15 protein-coding genes are annotated in these 13,882 nt (G+C 67.2%); 8 read left to right on the top strand and 7 right to left on the bottom strand.

Annotated features, from left to right (window positions below; all coding sequences use genetic code 11):
• Positions 1–121 precede the first annotated feature (121 nt).
• On the top strand, positions 122–379 hold the full coding sequence (locus C664_RS06425) for a PepSY domain-containing protein (RefSeq protein WP_004255646.1): 258 nt from the start codon (positions 122–124) through the stop codon (positions 377–379).
• 58 nt (positions 380–437) lie between these two features.
• On the top strand, positions 438–995 hold the full coding sequence (locus C664_RS06420) for a cytochrome b/b6 domain-containing protein (protein ID WP_004255643.1): 558 nt from the start codon (positions 438–440) through the stop codon (positions 993–995).
• A gap of 35 nt (positions 996–1,030) precedes the next feature.
• Here C664_RS06420 and C664_RS06415 read toward each other — a convergent pair whose 3' ends face one another.
• The 5 genes from C664_RS06415 to C664_RS06395 all read right to left on the bottom strand — a co-directional run bounded on the left by C664_RS06415 (position 1,031) and on the right by C664_RS06395 (position 5,981).
• Positions 1,031–1,777, bottom strand: coding sequence for a phosphatase PAP2 family protein (locus tag C664_RS06415; RefSeq protein ID WP_004255641.1), 747 nt, complete (start codon positions 1,775–1,777; stop codon positions 1,031–1,033).
• Positions 1,778–1,781: 4 nt separating this feature from the next.
• On the bottom strand, positions 1,782–3,395 hold the full coding sequence (locus tag C664_RS06410) for a phosphoethanolamine transferase (RefSeq protein ID WP_232435071.1): 1,614 nt from the start codon (positions 3,393–3,395) through the stop codon (positions 1,782–1,784).
• A gap of 228 nt (positions 3,396–3,623) precedes the next feature.
• Positions 3,624–4,970, bottom strand: coding sequence for a sensor histidine kinase (locus C664_RS06405; protein WP_004255636.1), 1,347 nt, complete (start codon positions 4,968–4,970; stop codon positions 3,624–3,626).
• Positions 4,939–5,607, bottom strand: a complete 669-nt coding sequence (locus C664_RS06400; RefSeq protein WP_004255632.1) for a response regulator transcription factor — start codon at positions 5,605–5,607, stop codon at positions 4,939–4,941. The genes C664_RS06405 and C664_RS06400 overlap by 32 nt, the downstream gene beginning before the upstream one ends.
• Before the next feature lie 101 nt (positions 5,608–5,708).
• Positions 5,709–5,981, bottom strand: coding sequence for a hypothetical protein (locus C664_RS06395; protein ID WP_004255629.1), 273 nt, complete (start codon positions 5,979–5,981; stop codon positions 5,709–5,711).
• Between the two features lie 225 nt (positions 5,982–6,206).
• Between C664_RS06395 and C664_RS06390 the strand changes: the two genes are divergently transcribed.
• From C664_RS06390 to C664_RS06365, 6 genes are all read left to right on the top strand, one after another.
• Positions 6,207–7,547: a ferredoxin reductase family protein gene (locus tag C664_RS06390; protein ID WP_004255626.1), complete on the top strand. Its 1,341-nt coding sequence runs from the start codon at positions 6,207–6,209 to the stop codon at positions 7,545–7,547.
• 170 nt (positions 7,548–7,717) lie between these two features.
• Positions 7,718–8,134, top strand: coding sequence for a DUF1924 domain-containing protein (locus C664_RS06385; RefSeq protein ID WP_004255623.1), 417 nt, complete (start codon positions 7,718–7,720; stop codon positions 8,132–8,134).
• A gap of 22 nt (positions 8,135–8,156) precedes the next feature.
• A complete protein-coding gene (locus C664_RS06380) occupies positions 8,157–8,648 on the top strand; it encodes a diheme cytochrome c (protein ID WP_004255620.1) in 492 nt (163 codons plus the stop codon).
• A gap of 10 nt (positions 8,649–8,658) precedes the next feature.
• Positions 8,659–9,987: a ferredoxin reductase family protein gene (locus tag C664_RS06375; RefSeq protein ID WP_004255617.1), complete on the top strand. Its 1,329-nt coding sequence runs from the start codon at positions 8,659–8,661 to the stop codon at positions 9,985–9,987.
• A gap of 263 nt (positions 9,988–10,250) precedes the next feature.
• A complete protein-coding gene (locus tag C664_RS06370; protein ID WP_004255612.1) occupies positions 10,251–11,213 on the top strand; it encodes a TerC family protein in 963 nt (320 codons plus the stop codon).
• 72 nt (positions 11,214–11,285) lie between these two features.
• Positions 11,286–12,098, top strand: coding sequence for an ion transporter (locus C664_RS06365; RefSeq protein WP_004255610.1), 813 nt, complete (start codon positions 11,286–11,288; stop codon positions 12,096–12,098).
• Positions 12,099–12,131: 33 nt separating this feature from the next.
• Here the strand turns inward: C664_RS06365 and C664_RS06360 are convergent, their stop codons facing one another.
• Entirely contained in the window at positions 12,132–12,947 is an 816-nt protein-coding gene (locus tag C664_RS06360) for a DODA-type extradiol aromatic ring-opening family dioxygenase (RefSeq protein ID WP_004255607.1), read from the bottom strand.
• 103 nt (positions 12,948–13,050) lie between these two features.
• On the bottom strand, positions 13,051–13,821 hold the full coding sequence (locus C664_RS06355) for a TOBE domain-containing protein (protein ID WP_004255604.1): 771 nt from the start codon (positions 13,819–13,821) through the stop codon (positions 13,051–13,053).
• Between the last annotated feature and the right edge of the window lie 61 nt (positions 13,822–13,882).

Raw genomic sequence — 13,882 nt, 5'->3', positions numbered from 1 at the left:
CGATCTGTTTTCGCGCTGTCCGACGGTCCATCGCGCTTCAGCTTGCCTTCATGTTGAGGGGATTAGATTGCGTCCGTGTTCCGGCCCGGAACGCATTCGATGAACAGACAGGAGAGCAATCATGAACCGCATTTTGGCACTTGCCGCCGCAGCGCTGGTTTCCACTTCGGCCCTCGCCGGCCCCACCTGCACCGCTCCAAAGGAAACGTGGATGAAGGAGGCCGACTTCAAGGCCAGGATCGAAGCCCAAGGCTACAAGATCAAGACTTTCAAGGTCACCAAAGACAATTGCTACGAGATCTACGGGTTCGACAAGGACGGAAAGAAAGTGGAAATCTACTTCGATCCCGCGACCGGCGCCGAACGCGAGCGCAAGTGATCTCTCTGCGGATGGCGGTCGTGCGCGGCTGCCATCCGCCTTCTGAGGAGCTTCCGCCATGGACTCGGCCAAATCCGCTCTTTCCGTAAGGGTCTGGGACCCGTTCGTACGCGTTTTCCACTGGAGCCTGGTGGGCTGCGTCGTACTCAACCATTTCGTCATCGACGATGGCGAGACTGCACACCAGCTGATCGGATACATCGCCTCCGGGCTCGTCGTTGCCCGTGTCGTCTGGGGTTTCGTCGGCAGCAAGTACGCGCGCTTCGACAACTTCTTTCCGACGCCGACAAGGCTGCGCACCCACCTTGCGGCATTGCGGGGCGGGCAGCACACCTTCCATCCTGGCCACAACCCGCTCGGCGCACTGATGATGCTCACGCTGATGGGGCTGGTGCTGGGGCTCGGCCTGAGCGGTTTCCTGCAGACGACCGACGCCTTCTGGGGTGACGAGCGGATGCAGGAGATCCATGAGGCGCTCGGGTCGATCCTGATCGCCCTCGCCGGGCTTCATGCCCTGGTGGCCATCGTCATGAGCCGGCTGGAGCGCGTGAATCTGGTCGGAGCGATGATCACCGGCGTCAAGCGCCGGCCGGCTGATCCGTCGCGGCTGCCTTGAGCCTGCCTTGGGCATCGGGCCGCGGCCGGGGCCATTCAATCCCTGCGCCGATCGCCGAGATAGAGGTCGGCGCGCAGGGCGACCGCAAGGCTGACGCTTACGCCCCAGGCCAGCCACAGGGTCCACAGCGTGTGCGACAGGAAGTGCGCGCCCTGCAGCATGCGCGCCGTGCCGAGGACCGACCCGGCGATCAGCCCGAGCAGCAGGGCAAGGCGCGCGGCACGACGTCCCGCCGGTCTCAGCGCGACGGCCCAGACGATCCACAGGAAGCCGGTGGACGCGTGCCCGGCGGGGAAGCACTGTCCGGCCTTGAGGCCCGCGGGGGCGGTCTCGAACAACCCGAGATGCGGCGCATAGCCGCCGAATTCGCTCAGATCCCAGGGGCAGTAGCGTGCCGTCAGCAGCTTGGCGGTCGAGGTTGCGAGCGGAATCGCCACCATGCCGATCGTCGCGAGCAAGGCGTTGCGCGGCGGCAGCCACGTCAGCCGACCTTTCCAGCCCTGCCAGCACAGGTACAGGCTGGCCGCCACCAGCACGTAGGTGACCTGCTTGGCCGCCTTGTGCATCACCGCTTCGATGAACCAGTTGCGCCGCAAGGGAAAGAGGCCGAGTTCCTGATCGAACAGCGCGCGTGCGAGCTGGCGGTCGAGATCGCTGCCTTCGAAGACCCAGTACAGCAGCCATGCACTCAGGATGAGCAGCGCGCCTTGCGCGAGCAGCCACCGGCGCGACGAATCCAGCGCGGGTGTGGGCAGAGAGGTGGTGAGTTCACGGGGCGACATGGGTTCAGCTCCGGCAGGCGGCGCTGAGGTCCAGCGCGTCGTCGCGTATCGCGGTGTGCACGTCGAGCAGGCCGAGCACGGTGTGGAAGAGGTTGTCGTGCGCCGCTGGCTTGTCAGCCTGAGCGCGCAGGCAGGCGGAATCGAGCCGGTTGCGGGCGGCAAAGCCGGACGACAGCCACATCACCATCGGCACCCGCGTCTGCTCGGCAGGCGCGATCGAGTACGGCAGGCCATGCAGGTAGAGGCCGTTCTCGCCGAGCGATTCGCCGTGGTCCGAGACGTAGAGCAGGGCAGTGTCGTAGTCCGGCTCCAGTTCCTTCAGCAGGTCGATGTTGCTGGCGAGGACATGGTCGGTGTACAGCAGCGCGTTGTCGTAGCTGTTGGCGATCTGCTCGCGGCTGCACTTCGACAGGTCCTCGTCGTCGCAGGTGGGGGTGAAGCGGCGGAAACGGTCGGGGTAGCGGCGGAAGTAGGCCGGACCGTGGTTGCCGAGCTGATGCAGCACGAGCACGAGATTGCCCTTGGCGTCACGCAGCAGCGCACGGCTGCTCTCGAGCAGGGCTTCGTCCAGGCAGCGCTCGCCCTCGCACAGTCCGGGCAGGCTGGACGGATCGGGGCGCATGCTCTCCACCCCGGCACACACGCCCTTGCAGCCCGACTGGTTGTCGTTCCACACCACGCGCAGGCCGGCGTGCTTCAGGGTGTCGAGCAGCGATTCGCTACCGCGGATGGCATCCTCGTCGTAGTTGCGCCGCCCCTGCAGCGAGAACATGCAGGGCACCGAGACTTCGGTGTTGGTGCCGCAGCTGCTTACCTCGGGGAAGTTGATGACTTCGCGCCGGGCAAGCTCGGGCGTGGTGTCGTGGGCGGGCGACTGCCCGGCCCCGCGGTTCAGCCCCCAGTTGGCGGCGCGCGCGGTCTCTCCGACCACGAGCACGAACAGCGCCGGCTTCTTCGCGGCGGTCCAGCTCGCCCCCAGGTGGGCATCGGTCCCCACCGGCTGGCGCGGCAGGTTGGCCGCCTGCGCGTCGCGGGTCAGCACCCGCACCAGCGACCAGAGCGGCGCAGCCGGTGTGATCAGATAGCGCAGTTCCTTGTGGCTGCGCATCTGGCCCGAGAAGTCCTTGAACACGCTGCCGAGCGCGCCCGCGGCAACGATCAGTGCGAGCACGATGAAGGCACTGCGGATCGCCAGCGCGCGCCCTGGCGGGCGCTGGCGCAGGCGGGCGCGCTGCACGACGAACAGCGGGGGCAGGGCCAGCGCCGCGACCTGCAGGAAGAAGCCGCTTGTCAGCAACTCGCGCGCCTCGGCGACGTCGGTGCGCATCACGTTGCGCAGCATGCTCGGGTCGAAATACACGCCGAAGTGCCCGGCGTAGTAGCTCGACACCGCGGCCACGAGGGTCATCACGCCCAGCAGGGGTTTGGTGGTCCAGCGGTTGAGCAGGGGGGCGAGCAGCAGGACGTTCAGCGCCGTGAGCGCAACGCCGACTGCGAGCGCGTACGCGAGGCTGCCGCCCTCGCTGCCGCGGCTGGCGAGCAAGGCGCGCCAGAATGGTGCGTTGCAGGCGAGCGTGAAATAGACGGCGATGCCCAGCAGCAGGCGCTCGATCGACATCTCGGGGCGCCAGCGTCGCGCAGCGGCCCACATGGATGAGGGTGCGGACGCGCTCCGGGCACGGGCCTCGATGGCAATCGGGGTGCCGGTTGCGGGGCTGAGGGGCGATGCAAGGGACAGACGCTGTTCGGACATGGTCGCGCGGAGCCGGGGAGGATCCGCGCAATCTACGGAGCCGCGCGTGAGGAAAGCGTGATGCGGGTGTGAGGAAAGTGTGAGGACGTGCGCTCAATGCCCGTTCGGCGCACGCTGAACCGGTCCGGACGCGGCACCGAAGTCGATTGCCAGACAGGCCCCGCCGTCCGGGCGGTTGGAAGCGTGCGCCGTCCACCCGCAGGCGCTGCAGATGTGCTTTACCAGCGCCAGGCCAAGCCCGTGCCCCGGCCGAGTCCCGCCGCGCCGGAAGCGCTCGAAGCAGCGCATCGGGTCTTCGGCGCCGAAGCCGGGGCCGCGATCCCGCACCTCGAGGCAGCGCCCGGCCAGTACCACCTCGATCTCGCGGCCGTCAGCATGGCGCAGGGCGTTCTCCAGCAGGTTGTGCAGTACCAGCGCCAACAGGCTGGGGTCGGCCGTGATTTCGGCCCGGGGGTCGATGTGCAGCGTAAGGCCCCCGTGCGTCGCGTCCGTCGGGTGCAGTCGTGCCCAACTGTCGCGCACTGCAGCGCACAGATTGATCGGCTCGACCGCCTGCGGCCGGGCCTCGCGGGCGAGCAGCAGCAGGCTGTTGGCGAGCGTGGCGGTACGGTCGGTGGTGGCGACGATGCGTTCGGCGCGGCGTCGGGCCTTGTCGGACAGCGCGGCGTCGGTCAGCAGCATCTCGGCGTCGCTGCGGATGCCGGCCAGCGGGGTGCGCAGTTCGTGCGACAGGTTGGCGTTGAAGTCGCGCTCACGGGCGAGCAGGGCAGCCTGCCGTGCCTCGGCGTGGTCCAGCGCCCGCGCCACCACCAGGAGTTCGGCGTCGAGGCCGTCCTGGGCGAAAGGCGTGCCGTCGTGCTCGCCCTCGACGCGTTCGGCCAGCGTCTCCAGCCCGCGCGTGAGCCGGGTCGCAATCGCGTAGACGAGGAGGAAGGACAGGGCGCTCAGCATCAGGCCGCCGATGACGATCGCGGTGACCACGGCCGACTCGCGCTCGCGATGTTCCGATTCGTCATAGGTGAGCACATAGCGCTGGCCGTCGACCTCGCGCACCGCGACGTGCAGTTCACGCCCGGATGACCAGTCCTCGTGATTGCCGACCGGCAACGCGGCCAGGTCTGCGCTCAAGCCCGGCGGTGGCGCCGTTCCCGGGGTGTAGCGGTAGAGCGCCATCGTTGGCGTCTGCGGCCCGACCAGGGTGCCGAGCCGGCGACTGTGCTCGATGCTGTAGTGCAGCTGCTCGTCGAGCGTGCCGTCGATGAACTCCTCTTCCATCTCCTCGTTGAGCATCACCAGGGCAAGCGACTGCGCGACGATGAGGACGAGCAGCATTGCCGTGACCGATATCGCGATGCGCACGCGCAGGCCGCCCGGCAGCCAGCGCTGCCAGCCCGTGCGCGTGCCCGCTTCAGCGGTTGACGAGTTTGTAGCCGAGGCCATGGACATTCACCACCTGGGTGGGCGCGTCGTCGCCGAGGGCGCGACGCAGGGTGTGCAGTACGCTGCGCAGGTTGTCGCTGCTGTCCTGCTCATGACCCCATACGGCGATCTCGAGCTCGCGCCGCGAGAATACGCGCTCGGGCTGCGACAGCAGTTCGGCCGCCAGGCGCAGGGCTTTGGGCGGCAGCGTCAGCGGGCGGCCCTGAAGGTGCAATGCCTGCGTTGCGGTGTTGAAGGCGAGCGCGCCGTGCTGCAGCAGCGGACCGGCCGGCCGCCCGGCATTGCGCCGCGCCAGGGCGAGCAGGCGCACTTCGAGTTCCTGCAGGGCGAAGGGCTTCACCAGATAATCGTCGCCACCCGCCTCGAAGCCCAGCAGCTTGTCCTCCAGCGCGTCGCGCGCGGTCAGCACGAGGATCGGCGTTGCACGGCCCTCGGCACGCAGCCGGCGCGCGAGCGTGAGACCGTCGCCGTCGGGCAGGTTGCGGTCGAGGACCAGGGCATCGAACAGGGGGCCTGCGAGCAGGGTCGAGGCCGCCGCGATCGAGCCGGCGTAGTCGCACTGATGGCCGCGTGCCTCGAGATAGTCGTAGATGTTCTCGGCGATGGTGCGGTCGTCTTCGATGATCAGCAGGTGCATCGGGGCGAGGGGGCAGGGTTGGGGGGGCGGGGCCGCGGCGCTCAGGCCCAATCGGTCGCCGCAGCGGCAGGGCCTGGGGCGGCGTGAAGGATGTCATCGGCTCATAGGGCGGTTGGTCTGGACGTGGGGCACGCCAGTGATTTCAGTACCCCATTGTAGTGACGAAGATCGCCTTCGACCCGCATGATCGCGAGTTGGCGCGCATCGCCATGCGAGGCGCTACGGGTCAGGACCAGGGCGTCGAGCTCGTGGCGAACGGTGGTGCAGGCGTCCCGCGACAGGAGGGCGGGGTCGTCCTCGGCGGCGTATGCCTGAGCGGCAATGCCGGCGGCGCCCGCGAGCAGCAGGGCGGAGAGCAGGGTCGTGGTCTTCATCGAAAGGACTCCGTGGTCATGACCGGCGGGAGCATGACGCCACGACCCTGAACCGAAGCTGAACTGCCGGTTCTGTGTTGGCGGCGTGACACCGGGATCGGGCGCTTGTTTGCCTTTTCACAAGGCGAGATGGACGAGCATCGTGAATACTTCCACCGGATCGCCTGTTGGTTGGGCGACCCGCAGCGGCGAATCCGCTGCTCGCTTTAACCGAATGGAGTGGACATGAAGCACATCCAGTTTGCGTACGCGGGACTCCTGCTGTTGCTGAGCCTGCTGTGGTGGCTGGCCGACCCGCTGCTGCCGAACGGCTACGAATACTTCGCCCTGCGCACCGTGGCGATCAACTACACCGGGGTGATCGGCATGGGCGTGATGAGCGTGGGCATGATCCTGGCGCTGCGCCCGGTGCGGATCGAGCCCCTGCTCGACGGGCTGGACAAGACCTACCGCCTGCACAAGTGGCTGGGCATCACCGGTCTCGTCTTCTCCGTCGTGCACTGGCTGTGGGCGCAGGGCACCAAATGGGCGGTAGGCTGGGGCTGGCTGGTCAAGCCGGAACGCGGGCCGAGACCCGAACTGACCGACCCGGTGGAGATCTTCTTGCGCGCACAGCGCGGCCTGGCGGAATCGGTCGGCGAGTGGGCCTTCTATGCAGCCGTGGCGCTGATCGTGATCGCGCTCGTCAAGCGTTTCCCCTACCGGCTCTTCTTCAAGACCCACCGCCTGCTGGCGCTGGCCTATCTTGCGCTCGTGTTCCACTCGGTGGTGTTGACGCCCTTTGGCTACTGGACCCAGCCGATGGGCGTCGTGCTCGCCCTTCTGATGGCCGGGGGCAGCGTTGCCGCCGTGGTGTCGCTGACGGGGCGCGTCGGTCATCGGCGCAAGGCGGTCGGCGAGATCGAGGAACTGGTGAACTTTGCCGACAACCGGGTGCTCAAGGTGGCGATCCGGTTCAAGGACCGCTGGCCTGGGCACGAGGCGGGGCAGTTCGCCTTCGTGACCTTCTCGACGGACGAAGGGGCGCACCCCTTCACCATCTCGTCGGGCTGGCAGGGGGATGGCCGGCTGTTCTTCCTGATCAAGGGCATCGGCGACTACACCGCCCGCTTGCCCGAACTGCTGCGGGTCGGCGACCTCGTGACGGTTGAGGGGCCTTATGGCCGCTTCGATTTCGCGAACGCCGGTGCCAGCGACAAGCGCAGGCAGATCTGGGTGGGCGGCGGCATCGGCATCACGCCCTTCATCGCCCGCATGAAGGCGCTGGCCGTGATGCCCGATGGGCGCGAGGTCGATCTCTTCTACAGCACCGCCGAACCCGACGACGAGTTCATCCAGCGGCTGCAGCGCGATGCGCAGGCGGCGGGCGTGAAACTGCATGTCCTGGTCAGCGCGCGCGACGGCCGCCTCGATGTCGCACGCATCTGCGAAACGGTGCCGGGATGGGCCGAGGCGGACGTCTGGTTCTGCGGGCCTGGCGGTTTCGGCCAGGCCCTGCGCGAAGGGTTCTTCGCCAGGGGGCTGGCGGCGAAGGACTTCCATCAGGAACTGTTCGACATGCGCTGAGTACCGCGCCGGGGCGCGGGTCCGCGCTCCCGTCCGCCGCCGTGCGGCACTGATCTCTCCCGTTCAGGTTCGATTCATTCGCGCACTTGCACACTGGGCACCGATTCAGGACGAAGGGCATCCGAGATGCCCGTCCGGTCAAGCCATCTGCCCAGATCGAGGAACGAACCATGAACTGCAAACTGCGCGCGATTGCGCTCCTGTGCTGCCTCGGCGCGAGCGCCGGCGTACTCGCGGCCCAGCCCGCCGACCTCATCGACCGCTACACCGCTGAAGCGCGCGCGGCCGACCCGGCCTTCGCGGGCTTCTCCGCCGCGCGCGGCGAAACCCTGCACCGCACCCGCTACGGCCTCGGCAAGCCCGATACGCCCGCCTGCACTTCGTGCCATGGCGACGATGTCCGCGCGCCCGGCAAGACCCGAACCGGCAAGGCCATCGAGCCGATGGCGCTATCCGTGGTGGCCACGCGCTACAGCGACCCGGCCAAGGTCGAGAAATGGTTCAAGCGCAACTGCACCGAGGTGCTCGGCCGCGAATGCACGCCGCGCGAGAAGGGCGACTGGCTCGCCTGGATGACGAGCCAATAAGCAACGCTGCCGGAGACAGAACATGAAAGCCACCACCCTTCGCCCCCTTGCCCTCGGTGTCGCGGCCCTGGCCGTGACCGTGCTGCTGTTCGGCCGCGCCCAGGCCGGCGACGACGACTACTACGCGCCGGTCACCGATGCACGCACGTTGCAGGAATGCGCGAGCTGCCACATCGCGTTTCCGCCCTCGATGCTGCCGGCGGCGTCGTGGAAACGCATGATGGGCGGGCTCGACCAGCACTTCGGCGACGACGCCAGCCTCGACGCCGAGACCACCGCCGCGATCACGCGCTATTTGGTAGATCATGCCGGGGATGCGCCCGGACAGGCGAGCAAGCTGCTGCGGGGCCTGCGTGCAGCGGATGCACCGCTTCGCATCACCGAACTGCCGAAGTGGGTGCGCGAGCACGACGAAGTGCCGCGATCCGACTGGACGCGCAAGGACGTCGGCAGCAAGGCCAACTGCGCCGCCTGCCACATCGACGCCGAGAAGGGCTACTTCGAGGATGATTGAGGGGGCGTCCATGAAGCGATTCCTGTCCGCCTTCATCGCCCTGGTCACGCTGGCCTGGGCGTGGCAGCTGTGCTCGAACGCGGGCAGCGCTGTCGGCGTGCCCGCCAACGCATGGGTGGCGCGTGAGCACGCGCTCACTCTGACCGGCCTGTGGTCCTTCGCGCTGATGTCCCTGACGATGGTGCTCGCCACGCGGCCCGTCTGGCTTGAGCGACCCTTCGGCGGCATGGACCGGATCTACCGCGTCCACAAATGGGCGGGCATCCTCGCCATCGCGTTCGCCGCGCTGCACTGGCTGGTCGAGATGTCGGACGGCCTCATCAAGGCGGTGTGGGGGCGGGAAGGGCGGCTGCCCAAGGACCACGGCAGCAGCGTGCTGGAAGCCATGCGCGACGTCGCCGAGGAGCTCGGCGAGTTCGCGATCTACGCGCTGCTGGGGATGCTGGTGCTGACGCTTTGGAAGCGCGTCCCCTTCAGGATGTGGCGCTACCTGCACAAGGTGATGCCGGTGCTGTACCTGGCGCTCGCCTTCCATACCGCCTTCCTGGCGCCGCTCGACTACTGGACGCAGCCGGTGGGACTGATGCTGGCAGCGCTGATCGTCGCCGGTTCCGTTGCCAGCGTGCGGGCCCTCATGGGCTGGATCGGTCAGGGCCGTCGCGTCGGTGGGGTGGTCGAGTCCGTTGCCGAACCGGGACAGGGCGTCACCGCGGTGAGCTGCCGACTGGATGGTGGCTGGCGCGGACACCGTCCAGGCCAGTTCGCCTTTGCCAGCTTCGAACGTTCCGAAGGCGCGCATCCGTTCACGATCGCCAGCGCCGACCGGGGCGACCGCCGCGTCACCTTCCAGATCAAGGCGCTGGGCGACTACACCCGGGGCCTCGCGCAACGCCTTCAGCCCGGTCAGGCGATGCAGCTCGAAGGGCCATACGGCTGCTTCAATCTGCCCACCGGACACGAAGAACGGGATCAGGTGTGGATTGCCGGCGGCATTGGCGTGACCCCCTTCATTGCCTGGCTGGAGGCGTTGCAGGCCGCGCCGGAGCAGGCGCCCGAGGCAGATTTCTACTATTGCGTGCGCGACCGCGAATCCGATCCGTTCGTCGCCCGCCTGGATACCCTGTGCGCGCAGCTTCCGTCGCTTCGCCTGCAGGTCATCAGCAGCGCGCACGAGCAGACACTGAGCGCGGCGATGCTGGATGATCGGGCGCGGAAGGAGGCCGTCACCGAGGTCTGGTTCTGCGGCCCCCGGGGTCTGGCCGACAGCCTGCGCAAGGGGCTGCATGAAATGGGTGTCAGCCGTTTCCGCTTTCATCAGGAGGCGTTCGAGATGCGTTGAACGTCCTGCCACCCGGTCCCTGCCGCCTGCCCCCTTGACTTTGCCGTGACGCAACCTACACTCGCGCTCCATCAAGGGGAGTAGCTTTTCACGCTGCAGCATCGTCATCACGGCAGACCGTCGCAAGACGTCTTCCCGGTGCTGCAGGCAACGATTCCGTTGCAAGCGAGACCTTGCCCGAGGGCAAGGTCCGTGCGCGCAAAGCATGCAAGGGTCTGTGTCCTTCGGGAACAGGCCCTTTTTCTTTTTGTGCGGAGCGCGCTTTGGAATCGATCGGAACGTGGTGGATGTGGGCGGCCTTTGCCGCCATCGTGGTGACGATGTTGCTGGTGGACCTCTTCGCCTTCGGTGGCGGCAAGCAGCATCGGGTGTCGCTGAAGGAAGCGGCGGGGTGGTCGCTCGCCTGGGTGACGGTGGCGATGCTGTTCGCCGTGGGGCTGTGGTGGTACCTGGACGGCAGCGTCGGGCGCGAGTTCGCGAACGAGAAGACGCTGGCCTTCGTCACCGGTTATCTGGTGGAGAAGTCGCTTGCGGTCGACAACGTCTTCGTCTGGATGATGATCTTCAGCTTCTTCGCGGTGCCGCTCGAACTGCAGCGCCGCGTGCTGCTGTACGGCATCATCGGTGCCATCGTGCTGCGCACGATCATGATCTTCGCCGGCAGCTGGCTGATCAGCGAGTTCCACTGGATCCTGTACATCTTCGGCGCCTTCCTGGTCATCACCGGCATCAAGATGGCGTGGTTCTCCGAGCACGACCCGGACCTCGAGAAGAACCCCTTCATCCGCTGGATCCGCAACCACTATCCGATTACCGAAAAGCTCGAAGGCGAGCGCTTCTTCGTGATGCGCGACGGCGTGCGCATGATGACGCCGCTCTTCCTGGCCCTGGTGCTGGTCGAGATCTCGGATGTGATCTTCGCGGTCGACAGCATTCCGGCGATCTTCGCCATCACCACCGACCCCTTCATCGTGCTGACCTCGAACCTGTTCGCGATCCTCGGCCTGCGCGCGATGTACTTCCTGCTGGCCGACCTCGGCGACCGCTTCGAACTGCTGAAGTACGGCCTGGCCGCGATCCTGGTCTTCATCGGCGCCAAGATGCTGATCGTCGAGTGGTTCAAGATCCCGGTGCTGGTGTCGCTGTCGGTGGTCGCCACCATCCTGGCGTGCTCGGTGTTCGCCAGCCTCTGGTACACGGCGCGCAAGGCGAAACCGAACGCCTGACCGGATGCCGCGCGCCGCGCCACGCCGGGGTGGCGCGGGGCCCTCAATGCAACGATCCCTTCGATACCTGACATGGTCGATACGCTACAACGCCTCGTCGAATCCGCGCGCTTCCAGCGCTTCATCATCGCCGTCATCGTCATCAACGCCATCACGCTGGGGCTCGAGACCTCGCCGTCGGTCATGGCCGAGGCGGGCGGCTTTCTGCTGGCGCTCGATCGGGCGGCGCTGTTCATCTTCGTCGTGGAGATCGCCATGAAGCTGATCGTCTACCGGCAGCGCTTCTTCCGCAGCGGCTGGAACGTGTTCGACTTCACCATCGTCGCGATCACGCTTGCCCCCACGGGAGAAGGCCTGCAGGTGTTGCGCTCGCTGCGCATCCTGCGTGCGCTGCGGCTCGTCTCGGTGGTGCCCTCGATGCGCAAGGTGGTGAGCGCCCTGCTCAAGGCCATCCCGGGCATGGGCTCGGTGGTCACGCTGTTGCTGCTGGTGTTCTACGTGGCCTCGGTGATGACCACGAAGCTCTTCGGCGCCGATTTTCCGGAGTGGTTCGGCACCATCGGGGCATCGTTCTACACCCTGTTCCAGGTCATGACGCTGGAGTCGTGGTCAATGGGCATCGCCCGCCCGGTCATGGAGGCGCATCCCTATGCCTGGGTGTTCTTCGTCCTGTTCATCCTGCTGACCTCCTTCGCGGTGCTCAACCTCTTCATCGCCATCGTGGTGGACGCGATGAGCGCGGTCGAGCAGGAAGAGCAGGCGAAAACGCGCGATCTGGTCGAGGTCGATCACAACGAGGTGCTCGTCGAGATCAGGGCGCTGCGAGCGGAACTGGCCGTGCTGCGAAAGGAGCAGGCAGCCGCGCGGCACGGCGCGCGATCTTGACGCGCTTGCCGATGCGCGCTGCCGCCCGATGGGTCAGTCAAATCGGAACGCCGACAGCGTGGTACCCATCACCCGGTCGCTGAAAACGCATTGACCGGCGCCCTCGCTGGCCGCGCCGGCCACCACCATCAGCGGCAGCAGGTGCTCTTCGGCGCGCGGCGGATGGCACAGCCGGGCCGATGGCGCCTGTTCCCAGGTCGCCAGGGCCTGCTCGCGCTGCGGCGCCGGGGACTCGACCGTCTGCACCAGCCAGCGGTCGAACGCGTCGGAGATCGGCCCGAAACGCGGGTCTCCATAGGCGCGCATGTTGTGAAAGCTCATGCCGCTGCCGACGATCAGTACGCCTTCGTCGCGCAGCGCGGCCAGCGCGCGGCCGGCATCGAGGTGCACCTGCGGGTCCAGGTCATGGCGCAGCGAGAGTTGCACCACCGGGATGTCGGCGTCGGGAAACATCAGCGTCAGCGGAATGAACATGCCGTGATCGAAGCCACGCGAGGGGTCCTGTCGGGCCGGCAGTTGCGCCTGGCCGAGCAAGCCGGCGATGCGCGCCGCCAGTTGCGGCTCGCCGGGGGCCGGATAGCGCAGTTCGTACGTATGCGGGGGAAAGCCGTAGTAGTCGTAGAACAGATCCGGTTGCGGTCCGCTGGTGACGCTGAAGGCCGGCTCCAGCCAGTGGGCCGAGACCACCACGATGGCCGAGGGGCGCGCGGGCAGGGTGCTCGCCACGTTCTTCAGGAAATCCCCCATCGCGTTCCACGCGTCGGGCGGATTCCAGTCCATGAAGAAGCAGGGCCCGGCGCCGTGGGGCACGAACAGGGTGGGCATGCGAGTGGTGCTGTTGGCGGTCATGGTCACGCTCCGCGGAGTGAAATTGCGCGGAAAGAGTATCGCCTGGATCGTTACGAACGATATTCCGCTGAATACGGCCTTCACTCCCCACTCATCGGGAGATTCAGCCTGGCAATGCGATGACCACGGACGACTCATCGAGCTGCGCGACACAGGCTTGACCGACACTGAGCCTTCCCGTATCGACCGCGAATCCGACCATCGACAGGTCGCAGTCGAGCGTCAGGCTCACCTCGGCCGCCCCGGCATCCTCGGAGATGCGAACGACCTGACCGCGCAGCATGTTGGCCGCGTGGGCGGCGGTGCCCGCATCACTGACCTTGACTGCCGTCGCCTTGCACAAGGCGAGGACCGCCTTGCCTTTCTCGAGGTCCAGCAGTTGCGCGCTCTCCTGGGTGATGCGTGACGCAAGCCGCGTTCCATCCGATAGCGCGAGTTCGACCCTGACCGCCGGGCCCGAGTGGCTCACATCGGCCACAACGCACGGCAACTGGTTACGCATGCTGGTTCGCAGCCCGAGCCCGGCCAGGCCAGGGGACAGCGGGTTGGCTCCGCCCTCCTTGTCGAGCTGGCTGAGGACTGCCAGACGGGCCGCCGCGAGCAGATCGAAGGCCCGTAGCAGCCGGTGTCCCGCCGCCGTCAGTTGCGCGCCGCCGCCGCCGCTGCCGCCGACCGCCTTCTCCACCAGTGGCGTACCCGCGAGGTTGCCGAGGGTTTCGATCGCCTGCCAGGCGGCCTTGTAGCTGATGCCGGCGCCGCGCGCCGCTTCGGAGATGGAGCCGGCCCTGCCGATGCGGCGCAGCACGTCGATGCGCTTGTCGGTGGCGTCGTGCCCAAGTGCAGCTTCAAGCTGAAGGGGAGGTGATTCGTTCATGTGCGGATTGTCGCCTCGTGGCGAAAGCTTGGCTATACTCGCTATTCCTGTTGTGAATAGC

Origin of the sequence: Thauera sp. 63, assembly GCF_000310165.2 — a bacterium.
In the GTDB taxonomy this organism is placed as follows: Bacteria; Pseudomonadota; Gammaproteobacteria; order Burkholderiales; family Rhodocyclaceae; genus Thauera; species Thauera humireducens.
Note: the sequence above shows the minus strand (reverse complement) of the source record. Positions and strands in the feature narration are given on the sequence as shown.